Source organism: Mycoplasma sp. 613B, assembly GCF_054343485.1.
In genome coordinates, this window is record NZ_JBTGVH010000005.1 from 21,713 (window position 1) to 39,134 (window position 17,422).

Consider the following 17,422-nt stretch of genomic DNA (forward strand, 5'->3'; position numbering starts at 1 on the left):
TAATTAAATTCTAAAATTATAAATTTGTTAAAGTTCATCACCTCAAAAAAAATAATAAAAAAACCTCATTGTGCGTCAATGGGGTTTTTCATTATCTAAATCTAGATAATTAAATGTGATGAATCCATTATTCATTATTATTATAACACTTTTTCTACAAATGTTTTGTAAATTGTAAATTTTTTATTAGAACAGAAATAATTTGTCACGATTTTTTATAAAAATTATAAATTAAACTAGTTTTTATTGATTTTAGATTTTTTGGTTTTTATATAGTTTTCAAATTCTTCAAAAATTTTTCATGCATTATTAGAAAATTCTCCTTCTTTTTTAAATTTTCTAATAATTTCTTTTGTGTTTGTATCTTTTTCTACAATATATTCTAAACTATTTAAAATGTTTATTAATGATTTATCAGTAATTTTTTCTGAACTTCCTAATTCCTTATAATAATCTTTTATTTCGCTTAATAAATTTTTGAAAACATAAAGGGAAATAAAGGAAAAAAACGCACTTTCTTCAATGTGGTTTTGATTATACACCAACATTGAACCAGTTTCATCATTGCTTTTTAAAGTTTTGAATATTTCTTGGATTTTTTCTTGATTTCAATAGAAATCTAATTCTACTTCTAATAAAGAAGTTTTATAAACAGAAAAAGTTTTTATTTTTTTAGATTTAAAAGAATCATTGGTTTTGATATTGTTATTTTCTTTTTTAGAAGCAGTTTTTGTTTTATATGGAATTATAAAATCTATATTGTTAGATTCAAGAAATTGTATATTTTCAGTAGAACTCATTTCTTTATTAATTATTATTGTTAGTTTATTGATAGAAATTCTTTCTTTTAATTCTTCAAATAATGGAATTAAGGTTTCAACATATTCTGTATTTTTAGCAAATGTTTTATAAAAAATAGGTATTCCTTGATCATTGTAAATCGTAGATAAAACAACTTGATCATCATAAAATTCATAATATTCAAAAAAACTAAAGTCTTGTAAATTGTCCTTTATAATATTTTCTAAATAAATAGTTTTTGAATCAAAAAATAATAAGTTGTTTTCTTTGTTGATTTTATTTTTGAAAATAAAATCTAAAATTTTAGACTTATTTTTAAATAAAATACTTAAAGCTTGATGGAAATTACTTTTGGAATAATCTGGATTTAAAGTTGTTATGTTTTTAATATAGAATTCTTCAATTATTCTTTTAGGATTTATTATTTTGTTGGCTATTTGATAAGAAATTACTTCTTTCATTTCTTTATTTTGGTCAAAAGTAATTTGATTTAATAATTTTATATCTTCAATATATTCTTTTATAAATTCAGAACCATAATATAAGATATCTCAATACGTAACTCGGTTTTCTAATGCTCTGTCTATTTCTGATTTTAAAAAAACTAAATTAACTTTTTCATCGTATTGTTTGATAACCTCTTTAATTATAGCTTCGAAATTTTCATTTTTCTTTTTTAATTGAATGACGTTTCCTAGTCCTAAAAGTTTAACATTTTTTCTGGTTTTTCCATTAACTTGTCAATATCCAATATTTTTATAAGTTGCCTTTTTTGGTCCAGTTGAGTTATATAGCATTAATTTCATAGTATTAATTATATATTAATCATAATTTTTGTTTATAAATAAATTATTAATAAAATTCAAAAGTTGGTTTTTAACGATGTAAAAAATTTTATCATTCTTTCATTGATTGTTAAAAGTTTTAATCTTAAAATGACACAAAAATTTTAGGAAAAATAAACCAAAAATCCCAATTTTTTCCGTATTTTTGTAATAAAATAAATTCTGTGGTAATATTAAAATGTGACTAAGTTTTTTGTCACAGAAAGGGGTGGTGAACTATGTTTTATATTATTCATAGAGAAAATGATAACCTTAATTTTAATCATAATTTTAGTATTTATTATCAAATTCTAAAATTATAAATTTGTTAAAGTTCATTACCTCAAAAAATAATAAAAAAACCTCATTGTAGCGCAATGGGGTTTTCATTATCTAAATTTAGATAATTAAGTGTAATGAACTATGTTTACAATATTATTATAACACTTTTTCTACAAATGTTTATAAAAATGTGAAAACAAAAATTATATATCATTAATAGTGCAAAATTACGGATTTAAAAAAGAACTATTTGAGAATTTAATTTTTATTTAATAAAATTGAATTTTATAACTTATATATTTTTTGTTAAGTTTTTAAGTCAAAAATAAAATGAAATTAAATTTGTTTGTGTATTTTTAAATTTTATAAATAAGGAGAAAGATGAAAGTTAGAGATTTTTTAGAATATTGTACAGAAATTAATTTGTCTAAAAATACAATTAGACAATACGAATATATACTAGGAGATGTTTTAGATGTTGATAATAAAGAATTTAAAAAAGTAATTGAAATTATTATTGATGATAAAAAAGGTGGTGGATACCAGCATACTTTAAAAGATATTTATCATAGTTTTTTAAAGTATACAAAGGATGAAGAAAAATTAGAAAAATTAAGCAAAATCAAACTCAAACCCATCCCGCTCTACTTTAGAGCGATAATAACAAAAGAAGAACTTTATGAAAAAACAACAATTAAAACTAAACGGAAAACAGAAATTTTTTATAAAACAATAATTCGTTTTTTATTTGAAACAGGAATAAGAATTGGAGAATTAAAGCATTTAAATATTAGAGATGGCAGACTATATACTATAGGAAAAGGTAATCGTGAAAGACAATTGTTTTATAAATATGAAACATTAAAAATAATGTTTGAAAATTGAGATAAATATAAAAATGCCAAGCCAAATACAGTGGCTAAGCAAATCAAGAAAATTTTAGGAAAAATTTATTCACCACATAGTTTAAGAAGATCTTTTGCTAGTTTTCTTTTAAAAAATGATGCAAATCCTAAAATGGTACAAATGTTAATGGGCCATATTAAAATTACAACCACTTTTAAATACTTGCATTTTTCCGAAAGGGAAAATCAAGATATGTACAACAAAATCTTTTATGAAGAATAAAAATTTACTTTTCTGAATGAAAAAAATGCAAAAAAATGCAATTTTTTCATTTGTTTTATTATTTTCTAAGTTTTTTAAATAAAACTGCTATATAATAAAACTATAAAATATATTTATAAAAAATTATAAAAAAGGAGAAAAAATGAAAAAATTTGATGTAGTAGTTTTAGGTGGTGGTCCAGGTGGATATAGCCTTGCTAACATTTTAGCTACAAATGGAAAAAATGTCGCTTTAATTGAAAAAAGCGACTTAGGTGGAACTTGCGTTAATAGAGGATGTATTTCTACCAAAACTTTAATTAAATCTGCAAAAGTTTATGAAACTGTAAAAAAAGCTAAAGAATTTGGTATTCATTTAAATGGAAAACACTTTCATTTAAATGAAATTCAAAAAAGAAGAAAAGATAATAAAGAATTATTAAATGTTAATATTGAAAAATTATTAGTTTCTAGTAATGTAACCATTTTTAAAGAATATGGTGAAGTTTTAAGTAATAAAATTATAAAACTAACTAACGAAACTATTGAATTTGATAAATTAGTTTTAGCTACCGGTTCTTCTAGTAGAAAATTAAACCTTAAAGGTTTTGAACAAGGTTACCAAGAAGGATTTTTAATTGATTCAGATAAAGCACTAACATTGGAAAAATTACCAGAATCAATGACAATAGTTGGTTCAGGTCCAATTTCTTTAGAATTTGCTTATTTTTATTCAACTCTTGGAGTTAAAATTACTATTTTAGAAGCAAGAAGTTTTATGGGTAATTTTGACATTGAATTACAAAAAAATGTAAAAAATTACTTACTAGAAAAAGGTGTTGAAATTTATGAAAATGTCAAACTTCTAGAAGTAAAAGATAAAACTTTATTAGTAGAAATTGATTCAAAAATACAGGAATTTTCCGATGATTTAGTATTAATGGCAGTTGGTAGAGTTGCTAATACAGAATCATTTGGTAAACTTAATGTTGAATTAACTCCAACTGGTTTTGTTAAAGTAAATGACAAAATGGAAACAAGTGTAGAAAATGTTTATGCAATTGGAGATGTAACAGGTATTTTACTTCTTTCAACAACTGCTTATAAAACAGGAGATATTGTTGCAAAAGAATTATTAAATAAAAAACACAACGAGGTAGTAAATCCTAAATTTATTCCTTGATCTGTTTATTTAAATCCTGAATTTGCAGGAGTTGGTTCAAGCGAACAACAACTAATTAATTCTAATGTAGAATATGCATCATTAGTATTACCTGCTGCTGCATTACCAAGAGTACATGCTGATGGTTTAGATAAAAAACACGGTTTTGTTAAATTTTTAATTGATAAAAAAACAAATAAAATTTTAGGAAGTTTTATGTTTTTAGAAGGGGCACACATTTTAATTAATGAAATAGCTCATGCCATCCAAAACGATTGAACATTTACTGACTTACAAACTAAATCATATACACACCCAACAATTGCAGAAGCTGTTTATTATGCAGCAAGAAACTTTACTTTTAAAAAATAATGAAATCAAAGCATTCAAAAAACTCACTAAATGTGAGTTTTTCTTATTTCCAGTGCCGGAACAATGGAAACTGCCAACAGCAGCTCTACTAATGATAATATAATTGTAACACAAAATTGTTTTTATAATTATACTTTATCAAGTTTCCTAACAAATAGTAAAAAAGTTAAAAATCACCTATTTTTTGATTAAATTTATTGTTTTTCTTTTTTCTTTATACCATTTTATTATTATTTATTACTGAATATAATAGAACTTAACAATGATTGAGAAAAATGAAATCTGCCATCTTTTTTAATTCCTGCTTTTTCTCAATCAAAATTATTAAGTTTTTCAAGAATCTCCATAGTTTCATCAAGAGAACAAAAAGTGTAAATCGAAAGAACTGATGCATCATAATGTATAAATTTGTTCTCTTGTGTATTTTTTTAAAATGTAAAAAGGTTTTTCTTTTCTTGTTAAACAATTAACAAAAATTTGAAAAGAAAAATTATGTGGACTTTTAGGAGTTGGTCTTATCCACTTTTCAGGCTCGTAAGCTATTTTTGTTGTTTTTAATGTTCTTTCGGTTTGTGAATTTATAAATTCTGTAAGTCCTGCTTTAATTTTGCTATTAAAACCAGAAGCACCACCTACTTTTACTACTATTTTATGATTTAATTCTAAAGGTTTACCAAATATAATTTTTCCATTATTATAAAAATATTCTAACTTTTTAGGATGATTTTTAGTTTTAACTATTTTTACTATCGAAGTAGGAACTGATGCGTTTTCTCATACGTTTTCAGAAACCGGTTCTCAGTATGTTATGGAAAAATTATCATATATATGTTTTATTAATTTTTTAGCACTACTGTTGGAAAATATTTTACTTGATATAATTCAAATTAATTCTCCGTTTTCTTCTAAATCAAATAAAGCTTTTTCAAGAAAAAAATAAAATAAATTAGGTTTATGATTTAGAAAGTTTGAATGCAAATTTTCTTGAATGTTTTTAAAGTCTACATAAGGAGGATTTCCTATTATAACATCACTTTTAAAGTTGGTGTTAAAATATGAATCAATGATGGCTTCTTTATGACTTATAGTACTATCTTTTTCAATTGCAATAATTTCTGAATTGCTGTATTTTTCCTTTAATTTATAATAAAAATTACCCGTTCCGGATGAAGGTTCTAAAATACGTTTTGGATTTTGTATAGATATTAATTTAATCATTTTTTTAACAATAAATTCCGGAGTAAAAACTTGACCTAAATTCTTTTTATTTAATTGTGTTATATTATTCATTTTCATCATCTTTTTTTGTAAAGTATTTGTTAAAATCATTTAATATATTTGCTCTTTTTTCTATACTTTCTCTTAGGTAATGCAAAATAAATTGTTTAGCTTCATTATAAGTTCTATATTTTAAATTTTTATTTTTACTTCAAATACACTGAAATGGTAAATTATTTCCGTTGGAAACTAAGGTTTCTATTTGTTTTAAAGAAGTATAGAATGATTCTTTTAAATTATTTTTTATCAATGATTAAAAAATAATAATCCTTGTAGTTTTCTTTAATATTGTCGTGAAGTTTTTGAAAATAATCATTTCAATTTATTTGATTTGAAAAATCTGGTTTATTTCCAGTTAAGGCAAAATAAATGCCGCCTTTTGAATTCAAATTATCACCAGAATTATTGTCTAGGGAGGTTATTTTTAAGTTTATAGGAACAAAATATTCAGAAGTTTCACCTTCAATGGCTAAATCATATCATTCTCTTGGTTTGCTATCTGTTAGTTTCAATTCCATTTTCTTAAGTAATGATTTGATTTTTTGATTTTCTAAAATAAATTTTAAAATTTCTTTTTTATTAATTGTTGAGTTTGTTCTTCCATCTTCAAAATTTTTAGAAAAAGAAATATTAGAAACTTTGATTTCTTCAACTATTGCAAAAATAATTGTTTCTATAATTTTTTTATCTTTTTCGCTTTCGTTTTCTATCTTTGTCATACTCTCCCGCTTAAATATTTCATTTTTGCTTAAAAATATTAAAGAAAAAAACTAATTTAGGAAAAATGCCTTGTTTTTCCTACTTTAATTGATTTCGCTATAATGTTTTGGTCTTGGTAAAGCAACTCTTTTGTGCTCGCTGATTTTATGTTGTTTTTCTATTAAGGTTATAGTTTTTGAATCAAGTTTACTTTTGTCTTTAAAGTAAGTTTCTAAATCATTGTAAGTAAAACCTAATTCTGCTTCATCGCTTTGGTTTTCTCATAAACCTGCTGTTGGAATCTTATTAATAATACTTTCTGGAATTTCTAAATATCTTGCCATTGCTCTTACTTCACTTTTAGTTAGTTGTACAATAGGCAATAAATCAACTCCACCATCACCATATTTAGTAAAGTAACCAAGATACATTTCAGAGAAATTATCAGTTCCTAAAACAAGATATTTATGTTCTTGTGCAAAGGCATAAAGAGTAGTCATTCTTAATCTTGGTTTAATATTAGCAAGAGCTAATTTATCATTTAAAGGTAGTGCTTCTACTAATGTTTGGTAAGTTTCTTTTAAAGAAATAGTTTCAGTTTTTAAAGAAAATTTTTTCACAAGAGCAGCAATGTCTTCTTGATCATTTTGCATGCTATTGATAGGCATTATGATTCCTAAACTATTATCTGGAAAAGCTCTTTTAGCAAGTGTTGCTACAAGAGCAGAATCAATCCCACCTGAGATACCAACAACAACACCTTTCATGTTTGCTTTTGCAACTTCATCTTGCAATCATTTAACTAAATAATCTGTATATTTTTGAACATTCATAGTGCAAAAATTTTAGCACATTAAACTTTTAAAATTAAAATAAAATCAGTTTTTTAGCAAAAAAACACTTTTAGTGTGCTCTTTTGCTTATTTTATGATTTTTTTGGCAAAATGTGGTAAAATTTTGTTATTTATTAATGTAATAAATATTAGATTATTATTTTTATAATAATTTAATAGAAATCTTACCATAAATTTTTGGTAAGAAAAAATTAGTAAAAAAATTGAAATAAATCTAAAAAGGACAAGTTATGGAAGATAAAAAAAATAAAAAATTTACTAAAAAATTAGCGGCTATAATTGCCTTAGCTTTTGGTGGAGCGGTTATAGGTTCTGGTATATTGGCTCCTTTTTTCATTTTTAAAAATTGAAAAGAAATCCAATATGATGTTATTGATATAGAACAAAACTTTTCAAAAACAACAGATACTAGTGTTGCTTTTGATTTTGCTTTTAGTGATGAACAAACTTATAGACTGAATGGAACACCTATTAAAGTTTCCATTTTAGATGCAAACAAAAATGTTGTGCAATCTGGGGATGCAAGATATGTTGAGAGTTTAAGAAAATGAAGTTTTGATTCAACTGGATTTGAAAACAAACTGTTAGCTGGTAGACAATATGAAATTTCTTTTGAAACTGATTCAAAAAGCATTACAAAAGAGAAAAAGAAATTTAATGTTTTAAACGAAAACAAAAAAACAGTTGTAACTAAAGCTAACGTTTCTCAATTTGAAACAAGTAGTTTAAACTCCAGAGAACAACAAGTTACTGTTAAATTTGCTGATGAAATTAAATCTCTAGATGGTAAGAAAGCAATTTTAAAATACCACTACACAACAGTGTCACAAGGAAATGCTTCTGACAATCCAAGCGATATTAAAAATGACGAAACAAGAATTTCTTTTGACCAAGCTGTTGAAATTAAAGACGGAAAAGCACAATTTGTTATCAAGGGATTACAACCAGCAAGAAAATATGTAATTGAATACGTAGCAATCGTTGATGAAAACGAATACAACGGGATTGTTTCACAAAGAGAAATTGCCGTTCCTTATGACGTTGAAGCAAAATCAACATTTGAAACTAAACCAGTTAAACTAGAAGTAAATAACGTGCAAACAATTAAAATGGGAACAAATACTGGACAAATTTCAGTAGGTTTTCTAAAATCAAATGACGAACCAGAAATTTCATTAGTTGGTAAAAGCACAAAATTAAAATACAAAATCAAAGGTACAAGTGAAATAAAAGAAATCACTTCTACCGTTATTGGTAACTCATCTATTTTTGACTTTAATGCCAAAAATGCATCATCAACTTTACAAGAAGGAACAGAATACGAAATTGTTTCTATTGAAGCAGCAGACTCTTCAGTTGAATTTAAAGATACTTTAAGATCACCAGACTCTAAAGCATTATTCTTTAGTACTCAAGAAGCAGTAAGTGCTATTACTTTTGGACCAAGAGAACCAAAACAAAAAACATTCACAATTGACATTATTTCCCAAGAAAATAAAGGAAATTTAGATGGTGCATCTATTGAAGTTTCATTAGAACCATTTAATGATAAAGCAATTCAAAAACAAGTTTTAACTAAAAAAGAAGGTACAGCAGATGTTTATACCGCTACTTTTACTGCTACCGATTTACTACAAGGAATAACATATAAAATTGCTAAAGTAAAAATTACACCAAAAAACAACCCAGAAGATTCATTCAATTTACCTTTTAATAATGCTATTGATCAAGATGAAAACTTAAGATCATTTACAACAGTTGTTGGACAAGCAGATTTACACATTCAAGGATTTGCAAAAGCAGGACACAACTCTGCTACTGTTAATTTAGTTTATGATCCAGAAAACAACTTTTTAAGTGGAAAAACCCTTGTTTTAACTTACAAAAAAATTAATCCTGCAAGTGAGCAAGAATACACCGTTGAAGCTGTTGCTAATGCTTTAAAAGCAACTTTTGAACTTGGAGGAAACTCAACTGCTATTAATAAAAATACAGATGATGCTTTGGCAACACCTACACCAGCAGCAGAACCATTAGATGCAGGTACAACTTATAAATTACTATCTGTAAGATTAAAAGATACAACAGATATTGAAACTGTTTTAAAAGCAGATAATGAAAGCCAAAAAGAATTTACTACAAACTCAAGAATTAGAAAAATTGAATCATCAAACATTACTGATACTAGTGCAACTATTAAAGTAACTTTTGCTGATGCTATTAAAACTATTACTACAACCGAAGCAGAAGATGGTTCTAAATCACCTTCACATAGAAAAGCAAAATTAATTTACCAAGTAAATAATTCTAAAGAAGGACAAGAAACTTTACAATCTTCACCTAAATCAACTGAATTAGTTGAAATCAATGAAGATGGTGTAACCTTTAATATAACTGGTTTATTAAAAGGTGTAGAATACCAAATTACAGGAATTCAATTTGATATTGAATTACCAACTTTCTATGGAAGTGAAGTAAGTTCTAGAGCAGACAATAGTTTTACTACAACTGCAAAACAATTTGATGTGCAAAACATCCGTTTTGAAAACGAAAGTGAAACCAGTGCAGATATCCTACTTTCCTTTGATTTAAACTCTGACATTATTTTAATTAATAAAAAAGTAGATGTTTACTTTAAAGAAGCAGATGATGCAAACGCTACAGAGCAAAAAGTAACAACAACTATTGATGAATTAGGAGTTGCTAATGCTCATGCAACTAATTTAGCTGAAGGTAAAAAATACATAGTAACTAAATTATTACCACACATTGAACCAGCAGCAGGAAATGAAGCATTACAAGAAGCAGACTACCGTTTTGTTATCCCTACTACTTTAGATTCTAATAAAACTTTCTATACTAAACCAGCAGTTTCTTTAATTACCAGAACTAATTTAACTGAAAATTCTGCAACTTTTGACTTAAGCTTTGTTAATGCAGATCCTGCATACTTAAAAGCTCAAGGTAAAATTAAAGTAGCATACACTAATGCAGATGGAGTTTCTGCCTTTGTAGAACAAGATTTAACACTAGATCAATTCAACTCTAAAAAGGTAACTGTAACTTTAAATAACTTAGAAAAAGTTACAAGTTACACATTAGATAAAATTTCAATTAACGGAATTGAAGTACCAAGAATAACTTCATTTGATCAAGAAACTAATAAATTTACAACACCTTCCACAACATCAAAAGTAATTTCCTTAAATCAAATTACTAATGGTGATAATGATGTAACTTTTGAATTAGCATTCGATAATGTTATCGACAAATTCATGGATACTAAACAAGTAGATGTTACATTAACCAAAGATAATTCTACTGAAACAGTAGTTGCAAGAGGAACAGTACAAAGTGGAATTTTAAGAATCCACGCAGAAACATTAGAAGCAGGAACTAAATACAACATTACTAACTTTGCATTAGCAGATGGTTCTAGCGAAGCAATTAGCATTGCTTTTGCATCTTCTGTGCAAGTAGATAAAAGATTTGTTTATACAAGACCACTTGTTAATTCATTTAACTTCAATGACGTAGCAGAAAGAACTGCTACAGTAGTAGTACACTTTGCTGATTCACAAAATAACTACAATGGTAAAAATGTAATTCTTTCCATTTTAAATAAAACAACTAACGCTGTTAGTCAAATTAATTCAACCACTTTAACTACAGGTCAAACAATTGAAAATAACCAAATTTCTATTGCTTTAAGCGATTTAGATAAATTTACAGAATATGAAGTTGTAGGAGTTAAAGTTAATGTTTTAAACTCTAACTTTGAAGACATTACAATCAAAACAGGAATTGCTAAAACCTTTAATACAACTGCAACTAATGTTGCTGTTTCCAGAATTACTGTTGAAGATGTAACTAAAAATTCTGCAACTGTTTCTTATGTATTTGATAACATTGATGCTTACTTAAATGAAAGACAAGTAACTTTACATTACACCGTGCAAGACGGAAGTGAACAAACTGCTACTGCAACTGTTAAAAACACTCTTGGAACCATTCACGCTGATTTTGAATTAACTAATTTAGAAGAAGGTTCACAATACAACGCAAGCAGAATTACAATTGATAATATTGCTAATATTACTAACGATTCTACTACTTTCTACACATTAGGAGTAGTGCAAAATGTTGTAGCAACAACAGTGCATCAACAAGATGCAACTATTACTGTTACATTTAAAAATGCTGACACTAATAAAACCTTTAATAATAAACAAGCATTAATTAAATTTGCTTCAGCAGCAAACGGAACATTAAAAACCGCTACTGCAACTGTTACAAATAACAGTGCAACATTTACATTAGAGTCTTTAGATAAAAACACTAAATACATCTTACAAGATGTTTCATTAGAAGAATCTGCAAATGATTACAGAATTATTGAATTAGATAAATCATTTACAACTGAAAATCAAACTGATAGAATTAGAGACTTTACTACAAGTGCAACAAGTGCAACTGTAATTAGTATTATTGAAGATGCAAATAGTAAAACTAAATCTTCAACAAGTGTTACATTCCAATTTGATAGAGTTGTGGATACTTTCCTTGCAGACAAAAGTGCAACTTTAACTTACATTAATAAAAAAGATGGAAGCACTAACCAAACATCAAGTGCAACTATAGTTAACTCTGCAACTAACTCCTTAACCTTTAACTTAGACAACTTAGAAGAAGGAGCAGGATTTAGTGCGGTTTCTATTAACATCGATGGTGTAAGCGTTGACTTTAAAACTAATGTTAATAAAGACTTTTCAACCTTACCAGTTGTAAGTGCTATTACTTCTACTGTTCCTACAACAAATGACAGTGATACACAAATAGGATTAACTTTAACTTTTGGTGATGGATTACATTCACTAAATGGTAAAATAGCAAATGTTTCTATTAGTAGTGCAACTAATGGTTCACAAACCCTTTACACTTCTGATGCAACCATTACTAATAACTCTGTTTCCTTTAACTTAACTAACTTAGATAAAAATAATCAATTTGTTATTGATGAAGTAATAGTAGATGGAACTACTATTGAATTTAATAGTACAATAAATGATTCAAACAATGCTTCTAGAAGATTTAAAACTACTGCTAAACAAGCAAGAGCAACTAGTTTACAAACTATTGAAGCATCTAAAGATTCAGTATTATTATCACTTAACTTTGATATTAACAAAGATTGATATTTAGTTAATAAACAAGCAAAACTTAAATTCACAAAAGGAAGTGAAGAGTTTGAAACTACTGCAGCAACAATTAATGATGAAGGTTCATTAATCATTAATGTTAATGCTCAAACATTAATAAATAGTAAAACCTTATCTTCAGGAACAGGTTATACTCTAACTGAAGTAATCATTAGTGAAAATAATGATACTAATACAACTATTAGTTTAGAAGATCTAAGTGATAAAATCTTTAGTACTTTATCAACAATTAATGCAATTAGTGCTATTACAACTACTGAAAATTCAGCATCATTCACAATGACTTTACAAACTCAAGACACTTCTCTTGTAAACAAAAAAGCATTTGTGCACATTGTAAACAACTCCACAAATGCCATCACTACAGTAGAGTCAACTGCTAACTTTAACGATCAACACCAAGTTACATTCAATGTAACTGGATTACCTAAAAATGATACATACACCATTTTAGGATTAAGTATTGGTTCTTCAACTGCTCAAATTCTTGAATACGAAACCACAGTTCAAGAAAGTGCTAAAACCTTTAGAACACAACCAACAACTGCAACTGTTACAGGTATTAGTTATAAATGATTAGATGCTAACAAATCAAAAGCACAAGTAACACTAAGTTTTGACTCTGACGTTGACTCCTTTATGAATGGTAAAGCACTAAAACTAAAATACTACAAAGTACAACCAGACAACGGAGTACACGTTCACGGTGATGCTATTACAGTAGCAAAACAAGATGGTCAAGACATTATTGTTCGTGGTTCTACAATCAAATTCATCCTTCAAGGAAGAATTGATGCTAACGGAAATCAAATTAATAATACTTCAAGTTATAGTTCTAATATTCAAACTGCTACAAGCGATGGAACTGAACCAAGATCAGTAGCATTTAAAGGACTTATACAAGGGGCAAAATATAGAATTGAAAGTTTACAGACAGTAGATACAAATGAAAATATAACAATTAGTTTTGCTAATAATTTAACACCAGAAATGAAAGATCTATTAACACCAGATGGGGTTATTGGATATAATGTCGGTTTAAGTGCAGCAGAAGGTAATGTTGTGGAAGAAAATGGTGCTAGAGTAACTGTTAAAGCATCTGTAAGTAGTTTAAAAGATTTAGTTGCTATTAATGCTGCAAATCCCGGAAATAGATTACAAAATATTCCCGGTGCTATTAAATTAAGAATTTATAACATAGCAACTGGTAAATATGAAGAAATGGTAGTTAATCAAGTAGCACCCAGAGATTACAACACTTTCTGAATAGAATTTCAAGGATTACTTTCCAAAGAATCTAGATATCAAATCGTAAGTATTCTTATTGATGGAGTTCCTACTGTTAACTCACCAACTGGATACAATTTAGCTGATGGTTCAAGATTTAATAGTAATAGTAATTATGCTACTGTTACAAATATTGAATATGGTGAAAAAACTACAACAAGTGCAAAAATGTCTATAAGTTTTGCTAAAGCAGATGAAAACTTATTAAGAAATAGAAAAAGAATTACTGTATCTTACAGAAAAAGAGGGACAAACGATACACCTGCAACAATTCAAGGACAAATCGATGCTAATACAAAAAAATTAGAATTAAATATTACAGGATTAGAACCAGGTACTGAATATGAAATTAGTGCTGTACGTATTGAAGAAGTAAGTATAAGCATAAGTAATCAACCATTTCCAGCATTTACTTTAACTGAAAATCAATACAAACAAAATGTTATTAAAACATTTAGTACAACTCCTGTAATTGATTTAATAACAAAAGGAACTATAGATCAAACAACAGCTGTTGTTACAATAAGGTTAAAAGGTGATGTTTCTGATATAGCAGATAATTCTACAGGAACAATTGTTCTTTCAAAAGGAGCACCTGATTCTACTGATTTTAGTGCTTATAATACAGTTCAAAATGTTTTCTTTGATAAAACAAATAAAACTATTAGATTTGATTTAAGTAATTTATATAAAGACACTCAATACAATGTTAGAAGTTTAACTATAGGTGATAATACATATAGTTGAGATAATAATATTACTGTAGAAAACAAACAATTTAGTACTTCAGGAACTACTGCTACAATTACTAATATTGCATATTCTAATATAATAAATACAGAAGCAAGAATTACTGCAACTATTGCAACTATTGATAGTTATGTAAATACAAGAAACTTGAAAGTAGTTTATCAAGAATTAGATGACTCTAATAACCTTGTGGGTCAACCACTTTTATCTGCTGATGTAATTATTGAAAACAACAATGCTGTATTTAATTTAAGTGGTTTAAAAAATGGTAAAAAATACAGAGTAATTCGTTTTGAAAATACAGTGCCTGGAAGCGGTTCAGCTCACCAAAGTGTAGGATTTAATATAGATAATGGAGTAAATACAGAATTTGCTTCTTATGTAGGTATTAAAACAGTTGCAAACACAACGCAAGAAGAAAGTGCTACATTAACTGTAACCTTAAAAGATTATGAACCAACAAGAGTAATAGGAAAACTTGCTATTTTAAGACTTCAAGGTATTGATCAAGATATTTATGCAACAGTTGATAGTAATCAAGTAGCAACTTTTGTAATTAGAAATTTAGCTAAAGAAACAACATATACAATTGACACTATAAAAATAGATAATAATACTTTAAATTATTATGAAAGTGTAACAGAACAAAATAAACAATTTACTACATTAGGTAATACTGCAACTATTACTTCTATTAGTAATGCTAATAACACAACAAATAGAGTTGATGTCACTTTAACTTTTGCAGCTAAAGATAAATACTTAAATAATAAACAAGTAAAACTATATTATAAAGAAGCAGAAGATACAACTTCAGCAACCGCTAAAACTAATGCAACAGCTGCAACCGTTACTTTAAATGGACAAATTGCTACTGTAACATTTGCTTTAGATTCTAATGACGTGCAATCAGGTAAAAAATATGAAATATTAGGACTAAAATCACAACCAGATGAAAACGCTATAACCTTTAGTATTTCTAATTCAATTAATATTTCAGCACACGAAACCAAATTCTTTGAAACCAAAATAGCACGTCCTGTTATTACTGGAGCACAAATAACTTCAACTGATAACCCAGAAGGTAAAAATAACACCTTCTTATCACATGTTAGTGTAACTTTTAGTGATCCTAACGATGCTTTAAATACAAACTTAATTAACTCATGAAACTTCCAACTTAAAAATAGTAAATCTGGATCAGAACAAATTGTAAGTGATTTACAATTCATTAATCGTTCTTATACAAGAGATAACTCAACTAATACCACAACTTTAACTTTTGATATTAAAGGAGATATCCTTAAATGAGTAGGAAGAGTTAATAAGTTAGAGATAGACTTTAGCTACTTTGATAACTTAGAGAAAACTCATTCAATTTCAGGAACCTTTATTAATGAAAAAACCATTAATAATACAACAAGTACTATCGACTTAGAAACTCAAGAAAGATATGTAACTACATCTCTTTCTGGTGTTGTTACAACTGGTTATGATATTGAATTCAATCTTAAAGTTTACGATCCAAAACAAACCTTAACTAACTTTGGTTCAGCAACTGGAGCATATAATTATGCTCCTAGTGATAATAGAAGAGAATTTTTATCACCAAATGGACTCACAAATGAACAACCTACAACAACAGGTAATGCTTTAAGTTTTATCTTAAGAGCTAAACAATCCTTTATTAACTTTACAGGACAAGCATGAGCAGGATTAAGTAGAAATAATTTCTATTATAATTCTGGATTAGAACAAGATAGATCAACAACCGAAGAACAAAATCAATGATGAGCAATTGCAAGTTATGGAACTACAAGACCTGCAGGACTTAATACTCCTTATCCTGATGGTGATTTACCAAATAGAAACTATTTAAATAACAATAATTTACCACCATTAGACAAATGAAAATTTAGAGCAGAAGGTAGAGATTGAACTAACGTTACAAAAGCATTTAAGAAAGAAATTTTATGAATTAATCGTGAAACTACTGGTGAAAATGCTGATATGGTTGATATAAAAATTAGAATAACAGCAGGTGGAACAAGAAATGAAGCATCTCGTGATTATTTAATTGCTAAAATATTCAACTTTGATTTAAATGACTTTAAAATTCAAAATGAAAAAACACTGTTTGCTTCTAAATCATCTACTGTTTGAGAAAATTATCAAAGTCCTTTATTAACTGGTTCTGGAACAAGTTTCATAGGAACCGCTGATGGAAGTTCTAATTTCTGAGATTTAAATTTTGGACCTACAATATTTAACTCTAACACCGGAGTTTATGACAAAGGAAAAATTTCTTTAAATAGAGTTGAATACAATGAAAATACAGGGAAATTAAAAGCAATTATTGATTTACCAAATACAACCCCACCTACTGGTGGATTAAATACAGATACAAATAATGGTAAAGGATTTATTGCTTATGCTTTATTTGTTAATTCAAAAGGTGATGAATATGTATTTGGAGATAAAAATGGTCAAGGATTAGACTTTTTAAGAAATATTACTTATAGACCTAGTGCAGATGGAACAAATCAATATGACACTGCAGAAATTGAATTTGATCTTAAAAATACAACAATTCCACTTTCTCAATTACCAGAAGAAAATGAAACACTTAGATTTGTAAATGTTATTTTCTCAAGAAATGGTTATGGAACTTTCTTATACCCAATGAACTGAACAGAAGTAGATAATTCATACAAAGAAATTCAATTCAAAAGATAATTTTAATAAATACATTCTAGCTTTAGGATGTATTTTTCTGTTTTATCAAGA

The 17,422-nt window shown here is 26.9% G+C and carries 8 protein-coding genes; 3 read left to right on the plus strand and 5 right to left on the minus strand.

Annotated features, from left to right (window positions below):
• Positions 1-236: 236 nt before the first annotated feature.
• Positions 237-1,607, minus strand: coding sequence for a transposase (locus ACXX87_RS01325; protein ID WP_458560317.1), 1,371 nt, complete (start codon positions 1,605-1,607; stop codon positions 237-239).
• 681 nt (positions 1,608-2,288) lie between these two features.
• On the opposite strand from ACXX87_RS01325, the gene ACXX87_RS01330 reads away from it, so the two are divergent.
• A complete protein-coding gene (locus tag ACXX87_RS01330) occupies positions 2,289-3,035 on the plus strand; it encodes a tyrosine-type recombinase/integrase (RefSeq protein WP_436358470.1) in 747 nt (248 codons plus the stop codon).
• A 142-nt stretch (positions 3,036-3,177) separates the two neighbouring features.
• Complete coding sequence (locus tag ACXX87_RS01335; RefSeq protein ID WP_458561030.1) at positions 3,178-4,548, plus strand: dihydrolipoyl dehydrogenase; 1,371 nt, start codon at positions 3,178-3,180, stop codon at positions 4,546-4,548.
• Positions 4,549-4,872: 324 nt separating this feature from the next.
• Here ACXX87_RS01335 and ACXX87_RS01340 read toward each other — a convergent pair whose 3' ends face one another.
• From ACXX87_RS01340 to nadE, 4 genes are all read right to left on the minus strand, one after another.
• A complete protein-coding gene (locus tag ACXX87_RS01340; RefSeq protein WP_458561029.1) occupies positions 4,873-5,838 on the minus strand; it encodes an Eco57I restriction-modification methylase domain-containing protein in 966 nt (321 codons plus the stop codon).
• A complete protein-coding gene (locus ACXX87_RS01345; RefSeq protein WP_458560554.1) occupies positions 5,831-6,076 on the minus strand; it encodes a hypothetical protein in 246 nt (81 codons plus the stop codon). Before ACXX87_RS01345 ends, ACXX87_RS01340 begins: the two co-directional genes overlap by 8 nt.
• A complete protein-coding gene (locus tag ACXX87_RS01350; RefSeq protein ID WP_458560555.1) occupies positions 6,063-6,545 on the minus strand; it encodes a hypothetical protein in 483 nt (160 codons plus the stop codon). The genes ACXX87_RS01345 and ACXX87_RS01350 overlap by 14 nt, the downstream gene beginning before the upstream one ends.
• Positions 6,546-6,629: 84 nt before the next feature.
• Positions 6,630-7,358 carry an NAD(+) synthase gene (gene nadE, locus ACXX87_RS01355; protein WP_458561028.1) on the minus strand — a complete coding sequence of 243 codons (729 nt, stop codon included), beginning with the start codon at positions 7,356-7,358 and terminating at the stop codon, positions 6,630-6,632.
• Between the two features lie 251 nt (positions 7,359-7,609).
• Here nadE and ACXX87_RS01360 point away from each other — a divergent pair, with 251 nt between their 5' ends.
• Positions 7,610-17,371 (plus strand): beta strand repeat-containing protein, encoded by a 9,762-nt coding sequence (locus tag ACXX87_RS01360; RefSeq protein ID WP_458573122.1) that lies wholly within the window; start codon positions 7,610-7,612, stop codon positions 17,369-17,371.
• Positions 17,372-17,422: the final 51 nt, after the last annotated feature.